This is a genomic window from Aerosakkonema sp. BLCC-F183 (assembly GCF_041929145.1).
In the GTDB taxonomy this organism is placed as follows: domain Bacteria; phylum Cyanobacteriota; class Cyanobacteriia; order Cyanobacteriales; family Aerosakkonemataceae; genus Aerosakkonema.
Window position 1 is genome coordinate 99,627 of record NZ_JBHFNU010000049.1, and the last position, 21,329, is coordinate 120,955.

General features: G+C 43.2%; 13 protein-coding genes. 6 read left to right on the plus strand and 7 right to left on the minus strand.

The genetic code is table 11. The annotated features are described in order from the left end of the window. Positions 1-91: 91 nt before the first annotated feature. From ACE1CD_RS14730 to ACE1CD_RS14745, 4 genes are all read right to left on the minus strand, one after another. The gene (locus ACE1CD_RS14730; protein WP_374825061.1) at positions 92-5,302 is read right to left on the minus strand and encodes a Calx-beta domain-containing protein; all 5,211 of its coding nucleotides are present in this window, start codon (positions 5,300-5,302) and stop codon (positions 92-94) included. A 51-nt stretch (positions 5,303-5,353) separates the two neighbouring features. Continuing rightward, on the minus strand, positions 5,354-6,118 hold the full coding sequence (locus ACE1CD_RS14735; protein WP_374825063.1) for a glycosyltransferase: 765 nt from the start codon (positions 6,116-6,118) through the stop codon (positions 5,354-5,356). A gap of 109 nt (positions 6,119-6,227) precedes the next feature. After that, positions 6,228-6,425 (minus strand): hypothetical protein, encoded by a 198-nt coding sequence (locus ACE1CD_RS14740; RefSeq protein WP_374795500.1) that lies wholly within the window; start codon positions 6,423-6,425, stop codon positions 6,228-6,230. A gap of 100 nt (positions 6,426-6,525) precedes the next feature. Next, on the minus strand, positions 6,526-7,278 hold the full coding sequence (locus tag ACE1CD_RS14745) for a laminin B domain-containing protein (RefSeq protein WP_374795501.1): 753 nt from the start codon (positions 7,276-7,278) through the stop codon (positions 6,526-6,528). Between the two features lie 236 nt (positions 7,279-7,514). Here ACE1CD_RS14745 and ACE1CD_RS14750 point away from each other — a divergent pair, with 236 nt between their 5' ends. The 5 genes from ACE1CD_RS14750 (at position 7,515) to ACE1CD_RS14770 (ending at position 13,255) form a co-directional block, all read left to right on the plus strand. After that, positions 7,515-8,426, plus strand: coding sequence for a hypothetical protein (locus ACE1CD_RS14750; protein WP_374825065.1), 912 nt, complete (start codon positions 7,515-7,517; stop codon positions 8,424-8,426). Between the two features lie 157 nt (positions 8,427-8,583). After that, positions 8,584-8,982 (plus strand): late competence development ComFB family protein, encoded by a 399-nt coding sequence (locus ACE1CD_RS14755; RefSeq protein ID WP_374825067.1) that lies wholly within the window; start codon positions 8,584-8,586, stop codon positions 8,980-8,982. Positions 8,983-9,128: 146 nt separating this feature from the next. Further along, on the plus strand, positions 9,129-10,037 hold the full coding sequence (locus tag ACE1CD_RS14760) for a DUF1822 family protein (protein WP_374825069.1): 909 nt from the start codon (positions 9,129-9,131) through the stop codon (positions 10,035-10,037). A 66-nt stretch (positions 10,038-10,103) separates the two neighbouring features. Continuing rightward, positions 10,104-12,446: a CHASE2 domain-containing protein gene (locus tag ACE1CD_RS14765; protein WP_374825071.1), complete on the plus strand. Its 2,343-nt coding sequence runs from the start codon at positions 10,104-10,106 to the stop codon at positions 12,444-12,446. Between the two features lie 11 nt (positions 12,447-12,457). After that, a complete protein-coding gene (locus tag ACE1CD_RS14770) occupies positions 12,458-13,255 on the plus strand; it encodes a DUF928 domain-containing protein (protein ID WP_374795506.1) in 798 nt (265 codons plus the stop codon). Positions 13,256-13,276: 21 nt separating this feature from the next. On the opposite strand, the gene ACE1CD_RS14775 is transcribed toward ACE1CD_RS14770, so the two are convergent. The 3 genes from ACE1CD_RS14775 to ACE1CD_RS14785 all read right to left on the minus strand — a co-directional run bounded on the left by ACE1CD_RS14775 (position 13,277) and on the right by ACE1CD_RS14785 (position 20,127). Then, positions 13,277-15,922, minus strand: a complete 2,646-nt coding sequence (locus tag ACE1CD_RS14775) for a CHAT domain-containing protein (RefSeq protein ID WP_374825073.1) — start codon at positions 15,920-15,922, stop codon at positions 13,277-13,279. Positions 15,923-16,163: 241 nt separating this feature from the next. Further along, complete coding sequence (locus ACE1CD_RS14780; protein ID WP_374825075.1) at positions 16,164-18,887, minus strand: filamentous hemagglutinin N-terminal domain-containing protein; 2,724 nt, start codon at positions 18,885-18,887, stop codon at positions 16,164-16,166. 349 nt (positions 18,888-19,236) lie between these two features. Next, positions 19,237-20,127, minus strand: coding sequence for an NAD(P)-dependent oxidoreductase (locus tag ACE1CD_RS14785; protein ID WP_374795509.1), 891 nt, complete (start codon positions 20,125-20,127; stop codon positions 19,237-19,239). A gap of 262 nt (positions 20,128-20,389) precedes the next feature. On the opposite strand from ACE1CD_RS14785, the gene ACE1CD_RS14790 reads away from it, so the two are divergent. Further along, positions 20,390-20,614, plus strand: coding sequence for a hypothetical protein (locus ACE1CD_RS14790; RefSeq protein ID WP_374795510.1), 225 nt, complete (start codon positions 20,390-20,392; stop codon positions 20,612-20,614). Positions 20,615-21,329 lie beyond the last annotated feature (715 nt).

A 21,329-nucleotide genomic window follows, 5' to 3' on the forward strand; every position in this document is an offset into this window, starting at 1 on the left:
AATTAAGCACGATCGACCTAAAGGGGTGTTCTGGGTACGGAATGTGGTTTAGATGGAGTAGAGCGATCGCTCCATCTAAACGTTCAGTTCACTAGAGTGCTAAATATTGTTCAACAACGCTTAGATTCGATACAAAATCAGCAGATGTGATTTTGCTAGCATTCACTCCCGTCAGAATAGCAAGCGATTCTTTAGTACTCGCCAACATAATCAAAGTACTATCAGGCTTAACATCTGGAGAAGATGCGATACTGACAATCTTCAATTGTTTATACGACAAGCCACCAGTTAATTCAATCAAATCTTGGCCATCAGTAAAGTCGGTGATGATATCTGTTCCGATTTGAGCGAAACCTGTTAAAGATGAAACAGATGTGGGAGAAATAGGGGAATGTTTTTTGCTAGCAACTTCAGTTGACGATAAACTTCCTGTTGCTACATTGTAGCCCAATACAAAGCGATCGCTACCAAAACCGCCAGTTAAAGTGTCGCCTCCTGCATCACCGCTGAGGCGATCGTTACCATCGCCGCCTGCGATAATATCGTTACCATTACCACCTGAAATATTATCAGCCCCAATGCCACCATTGAAACTGTCATTCCCGCTACCCAAATCAACCACAGAGTTGCCATAGATACCTTGCAACTTCATCACATCATTACCATTAAGCGGATCGGCATCTTCCTTGATATTGATGTAGAACTTTTTGTGGTTCATCGTTATGGTAATATCGTCATCTCCATTACCGCCGCTAATTTTACCAACAGAACTCGGCACATCAAAGGTAGTAGAATTGTTGTTCCAAGTGGATGCAAAAGTAATATCGATTTTGTCGTTGCCCTCTCCTCCTTCGGCCTTATATACTCCATCACGATCTGATATCGTATCGTTGCCATTACTGCCAAATATCAGGTCATTATAGCCTGGGCCACCAAAGAGAAGATCGTTTCCGTTCAATCCGTCGATGTAGTCGTTACCGCTATTACCGTCAATAGTATCGTTGAAGTCAGTACCAACCAGTTCATCGTCGAAGCGCGTGCCAATTAAGTTGACAGGATCGTTGTCAATAATTGTCAAAACGGCAGGATTTTCTGTTTTGATGGTAGCGCCACCAGTGGGATTTTCTAAAGCCAATTTCACAGTTTCAGCGCTTTCAGCCAAAGTGTCATCGATAATGGGAATTTTGACAGTTTGGCTCATCTGACCCTCGGCAAAATTAACAGCAATGGGAGCATTGTTGTAGTCTGCCGCACTTGCCGTACCATTAGTCAGAGTCAAAGTTGCCCCAACTTCGCCCTTACTTCTACCCGTGCGCGTGACGGTTACTGCTGCAACGGGTGTACCGTCTTCTTTGACGCTAAACTGGGTATTACTAAAAGCGAGTTGAACATAATCGTCCGTGAAGAGATTGCGACGAATGACATCAACTTCTCCTTCGCTATTCTTTGCGTGGATAACCACTTCATGCCAACCGCTGGCTTCTGGGGATACCTGCCAAGAGAAAACGCCTGAATCGTTTAGAGACGCACCTTCAGGTGCCGAGATGAGGGTCAAACTATCGCCGGGATTAGCGGAAACGGCTTGTGTATAAACCATTCCCGGATGTGCAATAACGTTCCACTCGCCCGGTGCTGGTTCAATAGTAGAATCAGATGCGATCGCACCTAAAGCTGGAATGCTAGCTGCACTGCGCCGTCCTTCACTATCCACAGCTTCTACCTTGAAGCGATAAGTTTCACCAGGGATGAGGTTGGATAGGATAGCTTCAGTAACCGCACCATTAGTAGGTACTGTATCGGTGTAAAATTCTCCAGCCGCATCAGCAGTATAGCTGACTAAATAGTAGCTGGCATTCTCTACCGCAGACCATGTTAGCTGAAGTTGGTTATCGGCGATCGGATTGGCTTGCAGATTATCGACTTGTTTTGGCGCTCCAGCTTCAATGATACTAACGCGATCGAGAGAATAATTAAAGTCAGGAACGCTGTTTTCATCTGTTACCATCGCATAGATATAGTAGTCTCCAGTAGCTACTTTCTCGGTATTCCAAACGAAATTACCAGAACCGTCAGTTTCGGTCAGCGCTTCAGTGATTAAAATACCGTCTTTTCCGTCGCGATCGGTATCGTAAAATAAGCTAATTTGAGCATCAGAATCAGCATCAAAAGCATTGTAGTTAACGATTACGTTTGAATCGCTAACATCTTGGTTCACAGAAGTTAATTCAACCGTGGGAGCCAAGGTATTTTTGAGAGCAGCAAATTGTACATCACCTAAATTAGTTGTGTCGGGTAGAGCGATCGACCAATTGCCAGCTTCCGGTTTGAGGAGAGCGATCGTTTTGTTTGTGGGGCTGCTCAACTCTTCCACAATGCGGATATAGTCATTGTTGACCATATCGGCTTCAGTGAAAATAGTACCATCAGGAGCTTGGATCTCGATCGGCACTTCACCATTGGCGGGATTGCTCCATTTAACTCCCAGCAATACCCATTCCGAGCCTGGTTCGACGAAGAAAACATCTGACGCCGAACTGTTCGCCTCATCGACCCCTACTAGGGCATTCGCCACATTTGATTTTAACTGACCCTCAAGAGATGGGATTTCCTCAGAATTGAGTGTTTCCACGTTACCGTCAAAATTGACCTTTATGCCACCTACGTAGTTCCAAGGTCCGAGGAGATCGAGCGTACCCCAAGCAGCAACAAAGTTGTTGGAAGACAAACCGTCATGGCGGTATTTAATCAGAGCGTTGCCCTCAGCAAGTTTTTTACCTGCGAATCCTAATATGGAAAATGGTTCTATATCGGGAAGGGTAAGGCTGGCATTGCCCGACATTGTGAGATCGAAGTCCTTGTTTGTTTTGAAGCTGGCTTGCGTAGTTATCAGTCCGCCAAGGGCGCTGAAGTTGGCATCCGCTGTAAGGAAACCTTCCGTCCAGTTAACTTCGGCGCTGCCTGTGCCTTCAATTAGACCACCAATGATTTTAACTTCGCCATCTGCTCTTAAGCTGTTGGCATCTAAATTACCATTCACGTTGAGTTCAACGAGCGAGCCGTTGAAATTACCTCCAGCCCAATCAGGTAAATTTAAATTGATTTCAGGACCCGCTGTAATACCTAACGATCCCCCAAAAACGATCGAATCTTGTGCAGCTTCAGCAACGTTTTTAACTTGACCCGCGATGTCTTGTAAAAATGCGCCAGTCGCACCAATTGGTTTGTTGAGGTCTTGCGCTCCGAGTTCGAGATAGTTAAACTCACCATTCTGGAATCCAATACCTGCACTAACATCAATGCCAGTTGGGATTTGCAAAGTGGCTGTACCTTCGACTGAATTTTGAGTGGTGTCAATGGTTAATCCAATTTGTTCTAATTCCCATAGTCCAGGTACGATCGCAATGTTTTCCGCAGAAAGCGAACCCACGACATCTACACCAGTTTCGCTAATTTGAATGTAGTTATCACCTGCGAAATTAGCATTGATGTTGTAAAGTGTTGGTACAGAAACCTCACCTTGAATCCTAAATAGATCCTGCGGTTGGGAGATATATTCTACAGCTAAGTTTTTGGCTTCAACATCAATCAAACCCAAAAGGTTAAAATTAACGTCTGGGAAAGTAATCTTGCCACCAGTTAGATCGAAGCCGCTTTCGTTAAGCAAAAACTTGTTGGGATCGTTCACTTCTAGCGCAACGCTGCCCAAACTTTCTGGTAGAGTGAGTTTGCCCTGAAGCTCGAATTGTGGTTCCCAAGAATCGGCATTACCTGGATTGAGATCTGGCTGGAAGCCAAGCTTACGCACATCTACTTCTGTGCCTAAAAAGGTGAAATCAGTGCCTTCATCGGTAGTAGCTTCTATAGAAGCAAGTTTGCCATCTTGAAATTCCAAGCCTACACCGATCGCATCATTAACAGTCTTCAGTTGGGCATTGCCGGATACACTACCCGCACCGTTAAATGGCTTATTGGCTTTTACGTTGACATTTTCTAGTTTCCAGTCTTCATAAATAGGGATCTCTGCAATAGAGAAATCTGCCGCCATCGCAAACTCAAGTCCATTGTCGCTATCCTTAACTGCGATGTACTTATTACCCGTTAAGTCGAGTTGAAAATCGTTGAAGGTAGGTACTTTAAAAAGACCTTGGAGTTTTGCTTGATTTTGCTCGAAGTCAAACTCTAAACTTGCGTCTACTGTCTCTACTTCCAGCAGATCTAAGGCTGTAAATTTACGTTCTCCAGGCAAGGACAATTTACCGCCAGTTACGCTGACGCCATCATTATTAATGATGAGTTTATTGTCGCCAGTTACCGCTACTTCAAAACCGCCCAACTTCTCAGGTAATTGAACCGAGCCTTGCAGTTCGATTTGATTGTTGACGAAAGCTAAACTATCGAAGCTGATATCTAGTCCGGCAACTTTGAATTGTTCTGGTAAAGTTTGGGTAGCTTCGTTAAGTAACGATGTAATTGCTTCGCCGCGATCGATCTCAAAAACGCCATTAAATAGCGGTACTGTCACGTCCCCAATATTGGATGAAACGATGCCATCGACGTGAATAGTTTGGTCATCGTACCACACCGATCCGGTAACTGTTATGAGTGGCTGGAACGGTTCGCCTTTAAGTCCGAGTAAGATTGTGCCTGACGCTTCGTAACGGTTTGTTTGCGGATCGAAAATGAATTCACCATCGACTATTTCAGCCCATAAGGGATCTAAATCTACACCTTTAGTAGCCTCAACAAATTCGGCTCCAGTTAAGACAATATTGTATGGATCTGCAATTGGTTCGTAGCCATTCCAATCGCTTACATCTCCAAATGGAACATCCCAATCGCTCAGTGGCGCTCCACCACCAGGACCGAGCGGCCCCGCTAGACCTTCCAACCCCTCTACGTAGTCAAAAATGTACCCTCCAGAACTGAGTGCAGAATAATGAGAAGAACTCGAAATTCCTAAGTAATAGATCCCTGGCTCTAGCGGTGTAAGTTGATGACCAGCCGGAAGAGAATTTTGATCGTTAATTATGGTGTTGGCATAAACCCCTAAACCATTTTCGTCAAACAGTTCTATCCCACCATAGCCGTATCCTCCAGCACCTGTGACAGTGGCAGAAAATGTTTTGTCACCAGTCAGGTAAATCTTGTACAGGTCAACATCAAAAAAATACTGGTCGCCGATTCTTACTGGTTTTAGGGTTCCAGATATACTTTCTAGTGCTGTTTCTGGTGGTTGAGAATCAGTAGCTTGGGCTGAGGAAAGAAGTTGTCCTGCATCATTAATTTCAGTAAATCCAGACATATAACAAAGGTTTTCCTACACTAAATGTGATTAATTTGAGATTGCGATCGCTCACGCTGATTGCTTCGGTCGCAAAGAAAATCGGCTGACAATTTGCACGTCTAATTCAAAGCGATCGCTAAGTCCACGGCGTTCGATCGCTCGCTTAACTGCTTCCCCAGAACACAAAATTTGCTGCATTCGTTGCTGGTGAGATACGTTTTCTGGGTAGTGGCGATAAAAGTAAAGCGGTTTTTTTACCTGCTGTATCTGCGTAACTTCCGAAATCCGCAGGCACAAGTCGTAATCCTGAGCGCGTTCAAATGTCTCCTCGATACCCCCTACAAGGTCGTAGACAGAGCGGCGCATCAGTCGAAAGTGAAAAATCGTAAAATCGATCAACTGCCGTTCCTTGGAGTAAGGAATGCGACAGCGCTGTCCATAACCCCTGACTTTGCCATACTCGTCCATCACCATGTAATCGGTATAGACAAGACCGACTTCTGGATCTGCGTCGAGTACAGCGCCAGTCTCCTCAAGTGCTGTCGGTGCGATCGCGTCGTCGCTATCCACCCAGCCGATGTAGTCGCCTGTGGTTTGTGCAATAGCTGCTTTGAGCGATCGGGTTTGTCCTTGATGCTCTGCTGCTACCACCCGTACACGCTTATCGCGCTGAGCGTAGTTGCAGGCAATTTCCACCGAGCGGTCTGTAGAACCGTCATCCCAAATCAATAGCTCGAAGTCACTTTTGGTTTGTCGCAGCACGCTTTCAATAGCCGTGCTGAGATAACGCTCCCGGTTATAAACTGTCATCACGAGCGAGTAAGGTATTGCCATAAAATGTGCTATGAACTTAGTTTTTCTTTGGCTTTTGTACTGAGGAGTGGAGATAGGTTGCCTTTGAAATAAAAGCGATCTGACAATGGTTGTCTATCAACTAATCCGTTTAACAACCAGAGCGCATCAATTCTCTCGATTCCTGCCGCACGCGGCCATTCATTACTGCTAGTTGCAATTCTATGAAAGCATCTAAATCTTCCTCTTCATATTTACTTTGCAACAATTGCCGCAGTTTATTTTCTGCTTCTATAGTTAGATAATTCCAAATCAAAGCTTTTTGAACGATCTCGCGAATTTTCACCATAATAAATAGATGGTACATCGACAACAATGTTGATGCGAGCGTTGCAAAACATAAAACATATAATTGTTTTATCGAACTGTTAATATGCAACGCCACATTTTTAACTAGCCGATGCTTTTTTACGCCACAGCATCGAACTTGCACCCACAGCACCTAACGCCAGCAAGCCAAGCGTTGAAGTCGGTTCGGGAACGGATTTTGGCCCACTGCTGATGACAACATTGTCTAAACCAACTGTTTCTGGGCCGTTGGAGTATTCACCAAGAATTCTTAGATCGTTCAAAGACGAGAGTACCGCTAGCATTTGAGCTTGAGTTGGTGCTAAACCAGTTGCTGCAACCTTCCATCCAGCTGCTTCGTTGAGAGAAATACTGTAAGAAGTCCAGTTTACCCCAGGGTTGTTGGGGTTATTAAAAAGTAGCGTGTAACCCCCGCCAGTAATAGCAACGTCATCGCTATTACTTTCAATGCCTTTTAGTGGCATTATACTGTCGAAGCTAAGAATCCCGTTATACGCAGCGGACATATCACCCAGAAACTTAGTTGGTGCTTTAAAAACCCAACCCCCTGTGCTTCGATCGGTATCTTGAATATAGCCGCCTGGATTTCCTTCTGTGCTGAAGTACGTCGGGGTATAGATAACTGAATTTCCTGATATGAAATCATCTATTACCCAGCCATCTATACCGTTATCGAACGTACTGCTGGCGAGAGTAGCTGCTTGAGTTTTAAACGGTGATACCGCTGCGAAAGTAAGAATGGAAGCGCCGATTGCAAACGCCTTACTGACCCTAATGCAAGCGCGTCCGATGAATTTAGCGTTGTTTTTGGTAGTAGTTCGAGTTGTTTTCATGGGTTTAACGTCAACAAAAAAATTTACGCTTATCTATCTAAAGGATGGTAGGTGGGTGAAGTTTTTCCTTCTCCGCCTGTTGCCTATTACTCATGCAAAAAGTTGCAGTTTTATGCGAATTTGCAAAAATTAATTTATGTAACAAAATACATAAAAGTCCGCGATCGCTAGGGAGTAGTACTAATGAACGAAGGCAAATAGCTCTATAGATTGCATTTATTGCTAAAATTTTAAATATGATGAGCGACCGACTAGAACAACTTTTTTTCAAAGCAAGACAGCAAGAGCTAGAAACTCAAGAGCGACAGCTTACTTTAATTGAGCTAGTTGAGGAGATTTTGCGATCGCGCACTATCTGCCGTCCTTTGGTTGGCAATTCCCTGTCTCAAGCGCAACAGCAAATTTACGCGCAAGTCAAAACACAACTTCTATCTAAGTTAAGCGAACAAATCGACAGTTATAATCCAACTCAAATATCTGTCAAAAGTTGGATGACAGAAATTCGCCTACTAGCTATCAGAACGGTTTTAAATGACGAACATCTCAAACAACTAGCTTTAGAAATCCAACAGCAGCCTCCTCAAACTAAATTGCGGCGACATTTGTTAGGAGAACTGGTGGAAGCAATTCAGCTTTCAGGTAGGCTTGGCCATCCGCATCGCGAAAAATTTGTTCCTGAATTTTACGATCTGATCTACGAAGAAGCTGTCGTCAGAACGCTAACTTATGTCTGCAAAAATATCGATTTGTACGATGCAGAACGAGGTCAAAAACAAAAGTTTATGAACTGGGTGAATTTCCGTTTAGATAGGTTGATTATCGAATGTCGTCGAGAATTTAGCGAGCCGATGATGGAGGATTTAGCTTCTCTCGACCAACTGGAGAACTTACCTCAACCTGAATCGGATTCTCTATTGGAACAAACTCGCGAGTATATTGTTTCTGACCCTGATAATATTTTTGAAAAAGAGCATATTAGAAATCGGCCTGATGCTAATTTTCGCGCGATCGCTCTCGCTAGATTCAACGGTCAAAGCTGGGAAGAAATTTCTGCGGATTTGGATATTAAAGTACCAACCCTAAGCGGTTTCTTTCAGAAGAGTTGCAGCAAATTTCGCGCCAAATTTAGGGAGTATACGTCACCTTAGCGATCGCATCTGTTTACCCTCGCCTGTAGAGTTCGCTGCGATCGTCCCTAAGCAGTGCTTTCCGGCAAAATGTAAAGATTTGTAAATTTATTGAAGTTCTACATAAAACTGCTCCTTTCGATCGGAGTAATCAGTAGAAGTTGAACAGAAGGTAACTATGAACACTTTGATAAGCGAGCGATGTAGCCGCTACTGTAATGTGCTGGAACCCTTAGTGGCCGAAGAAGTCGAGCGACAACTGCAAAACCTACCGCCAAAGTTACTCAAATACATCAACCCAGCACAAGTTGCCGCCTACGCACTGAATCGCCTGCCAGCGCTATATGCTACCAGTGTGGAGGGGTGGCAGCGGCAACAGCAACGGGCAAATAAGGAGTTACGATCGAAAATTACTGAGGCGGTGCGTCAAGGGTTAGCTGCCGTACAGCGAGATCCTTTGCGGGTGGCAACGCCTTTAAATGTATGTGAAGAAATCGAAGTACATGAAGAGCAAGTGACTGAAGAAGACTTGCAAGCAATTCTGAAATACTCTGAAATGTTTGAGGAGCGATCGTAATTTTTTTAGTAACTTGAAACTAAAGAATGACAGCAGCGAAGGCATTTGCTTAACCTTAGCATATAGCGCTGCATCTACTGTCTACTGCCATCCCAAATTTACAGGGTACTTTACGTTAGCGCAAACATCAACTCATGTACAACACTATGGAACCTCTAAACTTTACCGTACCGCTAGGGTTGGCCGCTCATGCCAAAGCACAACAGTTTAAACAGTCTTTCTCCGATCCCACTAAAGCTAAGCAAATTTATTTAAATACATTAGCTGTCTATGCTGTAAAAGTTTACCTGGAATACCGAGAATTTGAAACAAACTGGGAAGGTAGCGATAGTTGCGATCGCACGAGCCAAACCTTTCTTGATGTGGCAGATTTAGTTGTGTTAGATTGCGGTAAATTAGAGTGCAGACCTGTATTACCTGGTGCAGAATTTGTCACTATTCCAGAAGAAGTATGGTTAGAACGAATAGGTTATGTGGCAGTGCAGTTTAATGAATCATTGCGAGAAGCTAAAATACTGGGATTTGTAGAAAGCGTAACGACAAGAGAAATACCTTTGGATCGATTGCGCGATATCGCAGAATTACCAGAATATATCGGTCAATTTAGACAATTGCGATCCAAACCAGTTAATCTCAGCCAATGGTTACAAAATATCTTTGATGCTGGATGGCAAACTTTAGAGGAATTGTTCGAGCTTACACAAACAAAAGAAGTTGCTTTTAATTTTCGGCAATTATCGACAAACGATATTAAGCGAGCCAAGCTTTTAAGATTGGAACAATCGGGCCAACAAGTCGCTTTATTGGTAGGATTGATAGCAAGTGAAGAGTCAGAAATAGATATCTCCGTCGAAGTTTATCCTTTGGGTACTAATACTAGACTGCCGTCCGATTTACAGCTAATATTGTTTGATGAAACTGGCCGATCGGTCATGCAAGCAGAAGCGGGTGGTAGTGAGAGTTTAGAGTTTCAATTCAGCGGGGAACCAGGAGAAAGTTTTGGTGTTAAAGTTGCAGTAGGGGATTTTAGCATCACTGAAACTTTCCTCATCTAAGAGTAAAGCAGTGGATTTTCGCTACATAACCTCAAAAGGTACAGTGAAAAAATGTAGCAAATAACTATGAGCAAGTTAGTTGTTTTAGAATTAGATGGCGATTTCGATCGGCAAGGTTTTCGCGTCACTCTGGAGATTGGATCGGACAGCGATTACTCACCAGCGCGGATGGAAAACTTGCCTCGCATAGAACAAGCTATCAAAATTAAAGGCTACTTGCCTGCTAATCCAGAGCTAGCTGCTAGCTTGCAATACCATTGGCTGGAAAACTATCGCAGCTTAGGCGCACCAACTCGCATTAAAAGCAAAAAAATTATCCATAAAGGCTCCATTAATCAGCGAATTAAACAATGTCGCGAATCGGCTCATCAATTGGAGTCTCATCTTAATAAATGGCTCAAATCCGATTCGTTTCGCGAAATCGACAGTCGCTTGCGGGAAGAATTGAACCTTAACGACGCAATTCGCTTTTTGGTTCGCACGGATGATTTGCACTTACAAAAGCTGCCTTGGCATTTATGGGATTTTTTCGATCGATATCCTTTAGCGGAAGTGGCTTTCAGTCCTTTAGAATCTCAAGCTACCAACTTTCGTCAAAAGAAACGCTTTGATTCTCGCATCAGAGTTTTAGTAATTTTAGGACACAAAGATGGGATTGATATTGAAGCTGACTATCAATTATTAAAAAAATTACCTAATATAGACCCCGTTGTTTTAGTAGAACCACAGCAAAAACAAATAAGCAACGAACTTTGGGAACAATCTTGGGACATTATCTTTTTTGCCGGACATAGCGAAACAGAGGGAGAAACGGGACGAATTTATATTAATCCAACCGACAGTATTACCATTGACGAATTGTGGTACGGTTTGAGAAAAGCAGTGGAACGCGGGTTAAAACTGGCAATTTTTAACTCTTGTGATGGTTTGGGATTAGCGCGACAGTTGGACGATTTGCAAATTCCGCAAATGATCGTGATGCGGGAGTTAGTACCCGATCGCGTAGCGCAGGAATTCTTAAAACATTTTCTCACAGTTTTTGCTTCCGGTCAGCCATTATATTTGGCAGTACGGGAAGCAAGACAACGCCTGCATGATGAATTAGAAAGAGAATTTCCTTGTGCTAGTTGGTTACCTGTAATTTTTCAGCATCCAGCCGCCACACCACCAACTTGGCAACAATTGCGAGGAAACGAACGCCGCCAATTCCAAATTCCTTTAATTACCAGTGTAATCGTTACGTTTTTAATTATAGGGATGCGATCGATCGGACTATTTCAAGCTTGGGAATTACAAGCATTTGACCAACTAATGAGGTTGCGATCGCACGAACAACTCGACCCGCGTTTATTGGTGGTTACTGTCACAGAAAAAGATGTTCAAAACCAGAATCAACAACACAGACGAGGTGCATCTCTATCAGATAACGCGCTTGCCAAATTATTGAATAAATTAGAATTATATCAACCGCAAGTTATCGGATTGGATATCTATCGCGATTTCCCTGTCGAGGCAAATTATAGAGATTTAAAAACGCAATTACAGCATAATAAGCGTCTAATTAGCGTATGCGAAGTAGGAGTATCTGACAAAAATCCCGGTATTCGACCTCCAGCAGAAGTACCAGAAGATCGTCTGAGTTTTAGCGATTTTCCAGTTGATTCTGATGGCGTTATCCGTCGCCAACTCTTAGGAATGGCTAAAAATCCTACATCTTTTTGTGGTACAGATACATCCTTCAGCTTTCGGCTTGCACAACTTTATCTGGTTTCTAAGGGTATCGAGTCCAAACGAAACTCTCAAGGAGAGTTGCAAATCGGTGATGTTGTTTTTCAGAAGCTAAAGCATGATAGTGGTGGCTATCACCAAGTAGATGCACTAGGCTATCAAATTTTACTAAATTATCGCGCCTCTCATTCAGTTGCTCAACAAATAACTCTGACTGAGATTCTAAGTAATAAAAATGACCCTAAACTTGCTAATCTAATTAAAGATCGCATCATTTTGATTGGCACAACAGCCGAGAGTTTCAAAGATTATTTTTCCACTCCCTATAGTGCCGGACAATGGTCTGAAAAAATGCCAGGAGTGCTAATTCATGCAAATATGTTGAGTCAGATTCTTAGTGCTGTTTTAGACAAACGGCCTTTGTTGTGGTGGTGGCCCACTTGGGGTGAAAATCTCTGGATAGCAAGCTGGTCTTTAGTAGGAGGATTGCTTGTTTGGTATGTGCGATCGCGCCTACATTTAATCGTAGGTGGAGTTGTTGCGATCGCTATTTTGTCTGGACTCTGCTTTATATTATTGTTAGATGGCGGTTGGGTGCCTCTCGTCCCATCAGCGTTAGTTTTGGTAATTATCAGCAGTGGTGCAATTTTTTATGCGGAATTTCAAGCAAAGCGATTGTAGTAAGCATTTGAATGAATATTAACAATCTTTTGATGAAATTACCTCGTTTACCAATAAATATTTTCAGCTTTATTACCTGGCCACTTGTTAGCTTTACAAGTGTCCCTGCACAAGTATGGGCGCAATCTTTTACATCGGTTGATAGTATTGCTATACTTCAAACAAAGCAAACTCAGCAAGAAAAACCCGATTTTTCTGGAGATGGGAGGCCGGGTCGCCGCACAGGTGGGGGAAGTCGTAACCCTTGCCTAATTAAAGATCCACCTTTGACAGCCTTAATACCTATTAGTAATTCGGGAAAAACAGTATCTGAACGACCCACTTTTTGGTTTCACGTTCCCTATTCGGTCAAAGAAGCTCCTTCAGGAGAGTTTGTGTTACAAGAGGAAGGTGGAAAAGATGTTTACCGAACTTCTTTTACCTTGCCTGGAACGCCTGGATTTGTTAGTTTGAGCATTCCGTCTACAAAAGCACCTTTAGAAATTAATAAGTGGTATCGTTGGTATTTCAAACTTTATTGTGAAGCTCAAAAAACATCCAGCCCTATTTTTGTAGAAGGTTGGGTGCAACGAGTTGAATTGACTCCCGATCTTGAAAAGCAGTTGAAGGCAGCAGCACCAAAAGAGTATACTGTTTATACCTCTAATTCTCTTTGGTATGATGCTGTAGCTAGTTTAGCCAAACTTCGGAGCGCCTCGCCCTCGAATTCTACGCTTAATGATGATTGGGTTAACCTATTGAAATTGAGAGAGGTTGGATTAGAAAAAATTAGCCAAGCTCCGATTGTAGGTGATGTTATTTTACCATAAATTATGCAGAATAGCTCGCGCTCAAAGCCAATTTCCTACTAAAACATAAGAAGCCCAAAAATAAGGACGTTTCCAATCTTCATTGGGATGATTCCAAAGAGCTATTTGAGCGCGGCGGAGTGCTTCGGCTTTAGTTACGTTGGTGTTACCTAACTGATGGTAAAATTCACTCATCAATTCGGCAGTAGAGCGATCGTCTACCGACCACAATGTTGCTAGTATACTGCGTGCGCCCGCCCGTACAGCTATCCCCGCTAGTCCTAAAGCTGCTCGCTTGTCACCTGCGGCTGTTTCGCAAGCACTCAGCACGAGTAATTCAATATCACTTGACTGCTTAGAGTCAGCATTTCGGAGTAAATTATCCAAATCTTTTACTTTCAGGAGTTGATTCCAAGTAAGGATATAAGTTTCTTCAATTTGCGAACTAAACTTACCGTGAGTTGCTAGGTGAACTACAGTATATGGTGTTGAATTAATCTGATTTTCTAAGTTGAGTTTGGTAAATTTTTGATTTAATAATGTCTCACTGGAAGATAGTTCGGATTGAATTCGCTGCAATTCAAGGTTGACGTTTTCCAGCGGAGAAAATTCTTGACCTTCTACAACACGCTTTTCACTCAATCCTGCTGTTAAAGCACTTAATTTTTTTCGTTGTAACGATTTTGGTTGCAGCAATTGTAAACTTGGAGCTAATGCGATCGCATACTTTTCTAGCAAATACTTTTTCGTTCCTTCATCATACAAAACTGACATTGGAATATTACGTAAGGAACCATCTAGAACAAATACCAGAGTTTGAATCTGGAATTTTTCTAACTCTGCTTCCATAGGTTCGATTAACCAACTATATACCTGTTGAGATAATCTATTCACATCATCAGTACGATCTGGCTCTCTTAAATATTGCCGAATCTCTTCCAAAGCAATTTCTATTTCACTTTGAGACTTTTTAGTTACATAGTGATGAATCTTTCCTTGATTTGGCAATTTGAGGAGAATTTCTAATCGATTTGGCAAGATAATTGGGTAAATTGCGGCTGCTGTTTGGTCTGAGCGATCGACTACTCGATCGATTTGTTCTGGCTTTGCATCTAAACACGCCGCTCGAAAGAAATTTTCTAGTTCTGCTAACTGCAATGATTCAATTATATTCCGAGCTTGTACTAGATTTTCCTGGTTGATTTCTTCAGTTCCATTTGGTTGTAATAATAAATCTACCATTTCGCGATAGACAGGCTCGACTTCATCTCGAAAGTTAAACTGAACATTAGGATCGAGCGCAACCAAATCGTAGCGCAAAGATTGGAGGGTTTTAACAGCTTGGTCATAATTTGCGATCGCTTGTTGAATTTTCCCTTGATTTTTAAGTAACCGTCCTAATTGCCATTGCCATCGATAGCTAATATCCGCTGCATTAACTTCTTGCGCTAAAACTAAAGCTTGCTGAGTTAAATTTTGGGCATCTTGCCATTGTTCGACCTTTTCATATAGTCCACCGAGATTACCCAGCGCATAAGCTTCTGCTCGTTTGTCTCCCAGACTTTTAGCTTCTTGAGAAGCAGTAGCTAAAAGTTGAGCAATTTCACGATAATTATCTGCCAATTCTTCCGTACTTCCCAACTTCATCAAAGTCTGAGCTAAGTTAATTCGAGCATAAACAGATGTGCGACTGGGGGGTAAATTAGCGATTAAAGATTGAAGTCTTTGCCATAAGGTAATAGCATCGGCTTGCTGCTTATTTTCTACTAATAAATTCAGTTGATGGAGAAGTGCTTGAACTTGTATAGTTTGCGAGGTAGAGATATTGGCAGCTTGTTGGTAGAATTGTAGCGCTCCTTGGGTGTCTCTTTTAGCATTGGCTGTATTCCCCAGACTTAGAAGAGTATCTGCGATCGCATTAGGAATTTGCAATCCTTTCGCCACTGCCAAACTTTGTTGCAAAACCTGCCCAGATGCTTCTAAATTTCCCGTGACGCGCAGCACATTACCCAAACTCCGTAATGCTGTAGCTTTGAGAAGGGAATCTGGTTGATTTTGCAGCAATTGGGTACTTTCAGTTAAAGTATTCTGAGCCTGACGATAAAGCCCTAAAGTTTGTAAAGCTTGGGCTTGATTAATGCGACTGCGAGTTAGCCCAACTCGATCGCCTATGCGAGAATATATATCGGCTGATTGCCGCCAAATAGTCAAAGCTGCTTCCGCTTTTCCTCGTGCCAATTGTAAGCGACCTTTGACATCTAATGCTTGAGCAAGAATTTGCGATCGCGCGTTAGATGAGTTTATACTTTGTTCAGTTTGTAATAAATTTAGACTTTGTGCGCTTGCTTGTTCTGCCCTTTCCCACTCTCCAAGTTGCTGATAAGTTAAGGAGAGATTGCTTAAGGTCATCGCTTGCTTTAATTTATCTCCTGTTGCTTCAAAATTAGCAACTGCTCGTTGCAATAAAGTTGCTGCTTCCGAAAAACGTTCTGCTTCGTACAAATTCCTGCCTTGTTCAATTAATTCTTGAGGATTAATTAAATTTTGATCGAGCGAGTTTTCCGCTGCCAAATACTGCGAATTGAGCGTTAATAGCACTGTAGCAAAGAATGCAACTATAAACAGCATTAAGAGAGCATAATGCTGTTTTTTTAGCCATTGTTTCAACCAGCGTCGAACTCTAGACAAAAATTTATTACTCCTCTTCACCATTTTTTTGTCCTGTTATGTCGTGTCGGGTTGCATCGGGAGTGTAAGATTGATACGAAAAATTGTCTGTGGGAATATAAGGTGAATTTTTTACCGCAGATGAAGACAGATGAACGCAGATAAACGCAGATAAGAGAGCGTTTTTTTAGGATTCGATGTTATCGGATATGATATTATAACTCTTGATTAGATGCTTTCGTTGTCCTATCTCGTAGCCTAACTAAGGTACGTTGCACGAGGCAGAAAATTGCCACGAACTGTTAGGCGTAACGGGCGCAGTAGCGGTGAGTATTACTTGACCTTTTTCATTTATCACCCATCCTTGAGCTTCGACAATAAGACTTGGTTCGCGCAGAGTTAAATTGCGAGAAACGTTTGAATTAAAGTTGTTTTCTAACTTAGGGTTGAGAGTAACCCACTCTATTTGGATTGCATCGTTACTGAGGGATTCGCTAATACTAGGTGGCAAACCGCCTCGTCCGCTAATCACAAATCTATTTTGTCTCCCGGAGTTAGAACAGCGTCGATCGATTAAACCAGCGGTATCAACAACCTCTTCTGGTAAGTCAACCAATCCAGAGCTAGGATCGACATCGGGCGTGTTAAGTTCTACACTACCGCTAAACTCAACTCCTCGTTGAGAAGTGGCGGTAATATCGCTTTCTGGGGTATCTAGAATTGGTGAGGGACGAAATGAAGTGCCGAAGATGCCAGAAGCGTTGATTCTCACTTGTCCTCCGAAGCTTTGTTCGGCATTAGCACTGATATCGCTATCTTCCAAAGCAGCTAAGGTTTGTGTGGTAATGTCGATATTGCCGCCTGTAGCACTATTGCTGGCATTGGTGGTGATGCTGCTACCGCGCCGCAATTGTATGGATCGCGATCGCATCTCAATATTACCGCGATCGCCTGCTGCGGTTTCTGCTTGGAGGGAACCATTGGAAAGAAGCATTGAACGAGCTTCCACTATCATATTGCCAGCTGCTCCTGAATTTAAGCCTTGACTGTTTACGCTTAGTCCAGCAAGATCGCTAATTATCAAGCGATCGGTTTCAACCCTTAACTCACCTGCATTTCCGATACCGTTCGTTATAGTATTCAACGCGCTGCGGTGGTTTCCATCGGCTGATGTACCGCTCAGTTCCACTGACTCCCTAGCCCTAACCGTCAAAGTACCCCCCTTACCCGCACCCCTTGTGGCAGCTTGTACCAGTGCGCCATCGCGAACAATTAAACGTCCTGTCTCAATGCTCAAATTCCCAGCATCCCCGCTACCAAAAGTCGAAGTATTTAATGTGTTGTATCCGCTTACTTCTACCAACTCGGAAGCAATTACAGTTAAATTTCCTCCTCGTCCCTCGCCTTCGGTAGCTGCTGTTATTTGTGTATTTCCCTCACCTCGAACAATTAATCTTTCTGTATTAATCGTCAAGTTGCCAGCAGCACCACTACTGCTACCGAAAGAAGAAGCCGATACCACAGCCCCATCTTGAACTGTCAACTGCGGTGTGGTAATCGTCAAGTTTCCCCCTGTTCCAGCACCGCTAGTCTCAACAAATATACCGCTAAAAGTTCCAGGGACAACGCCACTTACATCCACCGATTCAGTAGCTGTCACAGTCATATTTCCCGCTACACTATCACCGAAAGTCACTGCTTGTATCTGCGCCCCATCCCGAACGATTAATCGCCCCGTTTCAATAAAGACATCGCCTACATTTCCTGAAGTTTCTTCTTGAGATGAATTAAATATGCCAGTCGAGTATATGTCGTCTCCCAATTTAACTGCGCCACTCGCTTCTAATAACTCAGAAGCAATTACTCTGACTGTTCCCGACGAGCCTTGACCAAATGTACTGGTATCTATCCTAGCTGCGCCCTCAAGGATGATTAATCGCTTAGTTTCTACATTTAAATTGCCTCCAGCACCAGTAGCTCCTGGATTTACTTGAGCAAACAAGCCGCTAACAGACTCACCATTAGCTGATATTCCGATCAGTTCCACTGACTCCTGTGCGGTTACGTTCAAAGTTCCTCCAGCTTCCGCACCCAAAGTATTGGCTTGAATAGGAGAACCATCCTTGAGTATTACCCGCCTTGCACGTACTTGAATATCACCACCACCCGCACCGCTAGCATCGGCTGTTCCTTGTTGGGATAGTTGAATATCTCCAAATGTGGAAACGTTATCGTAGCCTAGAGCATAGCCTTTGTCGATCGCAGTTAAGCTAACTATTCCCGATCCTCCCACACTGCCGAGTTCGATTCTCCCTCCTGCTGTTTTGAGCGTTCCGCCTTCGATCGCAATATCACCGCCAACTAAAGCCAAAGTTCGATCGGACTGTACGCGCAAACCAACAGTAGTATCAATTAAATCGGAGTTTATCCTTATCCCTTCACCATGTCCCTGCACGACAATTCTTCCCGGATTTAACCCGTATTGCAAGCCAACTGGTACGCTTACGGTTAGCAGGGGTTGATTTTGGTCAGCTGCTGCCTTAAAAAAAGAACCATTACCAAAATTTACCTGAGTTGCTGTACTCGCTAAAAATGAGCCGCCAATATTCAGACGAGCATTTGGGCCAAAAATAATTCCATTCGGATTGAGCAAAAATAAATTAGCGACACCATTGGCTTGGATTAAGCCATCAATGTTAGAAATTGAGCTACCTGTCACCCGACTGAAGATATTGTGGATATCCAGGGCGTTATTGAAATAAGCCGTTCCACCAGTGGGAATGGAAAACTCCCGAAAACTGTGGAATAAATTGCCCCCGGCTCTAGTTCCACCTTCAATGAGGCTGGTATTGTCAGAAGGGGTAACGATCGAATTCACGGGCAATGTGCTATCTGGGACAATTTGTGCTGCCGTGGGGTTACAGGCGATCGCATAAAACAGAGCATAGCCCAATATTGGCCAAAGTTTAAGAATAAATGGTCTCATTAAACCGAGCAAGTATTTTCGTTTTAGATTTCGGTGAATCAAATCGAAAAATCTAATTTTATCACATTTTATATCTGACGGTAGATAACTTAAAAAATACTGCCAACCAAGTGAGTAACGCCATTTTGTAACGCTTGGGTGGAGATTTTTGAGGTCGGTGAGGCAGTTGAAACCAAGTTTCTAACCCCGTCAAAACTTGTATGTTCTCCGATTAAAGTTCTATTTCCTTGGAAAGTCGAGCGGCCATTTGGGTACGAGAAGAAACTTCAAGCTTGCGAAATATTCTCTTTAAAGCTTGTTTCACCGAGTTTTTAATTTCTTGATGTGACGCTCGCTAAGTAAAAAGTGTTTAAGATTTGAGACCAGCTTCTTCGGAAATGCTCAGGGCAATACTCGTCCAATCCGAGTCGCCCCGACCTCTAGCAACCGCAGCAATTAATCGATCGTGGAGCAAACTGGCTAGAGGTAAAGGCATTTGACTTTCTCTGGCAGTTTGCAGCGCCAAGGTAATATCCTTGAGGCCAAGCGCTAAGCGGAAGCCGACAGGTTCGTATTCCTGTTGCGCCACCATCCGACCGTAGTTCTGATAAATCGGGCAAGCAAACAGCGTTTGTGCGAATAAGTTAGCAACAACAGTGCGATCGATGCCATTCTTTTCGGCCAGCGTGAAGGCTTCCCCCATTGCTTCAATCGCGGACATAATCAAGAAGTTGCCAGCCAATTTCACCACATTCGCCGCTCCTACTTCCTCGCCAAAATCGTAAATACCTTGACCGAGTTGTTCTAAAATCGGACGAACTCGTGCTTTAGCTTCTGTATTTCCTGACACACAAATCCACATTTTTCTAGCGGCAACTGCTTCGGGACGACCGAACACGGGTACTGCTAGGTATATAGAGCCTCGTTCCTCGTGATCGGCTGCTAACTTTACCGCAGTAGCTGGAGCGATCGTACTCATAGAAATGTGAATACCTCCAGCCCCTAACTGACTCAAAATACCGTTTTCCCCTCCTGTGACGGCTTCTAATGCTGAGTCATTGGCGAGGATAGTGAATACGATTCCTCCCGGTTCTACGACATCTGCGGGGTGAGATACCAGTTGAGCACCTTTGTCTATTAAGGGTTGGGCTTTTTCGGGAGTGCGGTTATACACTCGCAACTTGTAGCCTGATGCCATCAGGTTAAGACCTAATGGCAGACCCATATTTCCCACGCCAATCAAGCCGATCGTTTCACTCATAATGGTTTTCCTGCTGCCAACGTAGCGGTTCTAAGTTAATTTGCGCTCTCGTCGAATTCACTTTGACGATGAGAGTGAAATGCTTTTTTCAGTAAATATTTAATTTCATACCATTCTCTGTTACGATACGCTTCCTACTTTCTGCATAAGCAATTATACTTAGCCAAATTTGCCTTACAAAATTGACAAAATATTAAGCCATCTTTAGAGAGAATTGGTATGAATCACTCCTCTTTCTTTGGTGGTAGTCTGATTTCGCTTATTGAAAATTTGGATATACTTGGGTTCTTTTGGTGTCAGGTTGCTTACTGATGGACTGACACCAGGTAAACTGGCTCTGCAATCAGTGGGATTGGTGCTGGCATTGGGCGCAGGTATTTATACTACCCAGCTAGCTAAAAAAGCTTTGAAGCCTAAGTGTTCGACATCAGAACCCAATCAACAAGCTCATACAGTGTCTCAAGGCTCGTCAAACTCTAAGAGTTGAGATGTCTGGGCTGGCAATAGCTACCACTATCGGTTGCAATTATTGTGGCGATCGTTGCACACTTTATAGTGCAATCGTATTTCGTTCTCTTGAGGTCTACTGATTTTAGGAAAACCACGAACATTAACGAAGCATTGAGGCTGATTAGAACTGGGATACATAGTTAGACTCGCTCTTAACAAATGATAAAGCTTTATCGATTTGTCCTTGACGCCGCGATTGATCTAGTTTGATGCAGTTATAGCGCCACTGTTCACCAGTTGGTTGACTAATAATTTTGAAGCAACCGAAGTATTATACATCGCGAGCGATCGCACGCAATGGGGATTGGTAAATTTGATAGTTGTAACGCCAATGAGAGCGTGTACGCAGCAAGCCTCACACCCTCCTATCTCTCTCTCAGGTCAGACTTCCAACTTTTATGCAGAAGCAACATATCTTTACAAATATTTTTTCTTACTGCCCTTAATGTAAAGATTTGTAACAAAACCAGAAGGTTCTGCATAAAACGGCAAGCTTTGAACAGAGAGAGATATAGAGGGCTGCACACAGTCCCAGCACTTTAGTACCGATCGGGTAAAGGAGTAGATCTGACTGGGGTTTTTAGGAAAAGGCGATCGCAAGGCGGGCCATTCGCTATATTGCTTTTTCCGAGATGTTTAAATCTGGGACATCAAAGAGCGATCGGCTGTTGGCAATGATTATCACTTTCTTG

Coding starts and splice junctions, on each gene's coding strand:
- ACE1CD_RS14730 (WP_374825061.1), bottom strand. CDS start 5,302: ATGTCTGGATTTACTGAAATTAATGATGCAGGACAACTTCTTTCCTCA.
- ACE1CD_RS14760 (WP_374825069.1), top strand. CDS start 9,129: ATGGAACCTCTAAACTTTACCGTACCGCTAGGGTTGGCCGCTCATGCC.
- ACE1CD_RS14765 (WP_374825071.1), top strand. CDS start 10,104: ATGAGCAAGTTAGTTGTTTTAGAATTAGATGGCGATTTCGATCGGCAA.
- ACE1CD_RS14735 (WP_374825063.1), bottom strand. CDS start 6,118: ATGGCAATACCTTACTCGCTCGTGATGACAGTTTATAACCGGGAGCGT.
- ACE1CD_RS14740 (WP_374795500.1), bottom strand. CDS start 6,425: ATGGTGAAAATTCGCGAGATCGTTCAAAAAGCTTTGATTTGGAATTAT.
- ACE1CD_RS14755 (WP_374825067.1), top strand. CDS start 8,584: ATGAACACTTTGATAAGCGAGCGATGTAGCCGCTACTGTAATGTGCTG.
- ACE1CD_RS14785 (WP_374795509.1), bottom strand. CDS start 20,127: ATGAGTGAAACGATCGGCTTGATTGGCGTGGGAAATATGGGTCTGCCA.
- ACE1CD_RS14770 (WP_374795506.1), top strand. CDS start 12,458: ATGAATATTAACAATCTTTTGATGAAATTACCTCGTTTACCAATAAAT.
- ACE1CD_RS14780 (WP_374825075.1), bottom strand. CDS start 18,887: ATGAGACCATTTATTCTTAAACTTTGGCCAATATTGGGCTATGCTCTG.
- ACE1CD_RS14750 (WP_374825065.1), top strand. CDS start 7,515: ATGATGAGCGACCGACTAGAACAACTTTTTTTCAAAGCAAGACAGCAA.
- ACE1CD_RS14745 (WP_374795501.1), bottom strand. CDS start 7,278: ATGAAAACAACTCGAACTACTACCAAAAACAACGCTAAATTCATCGGA.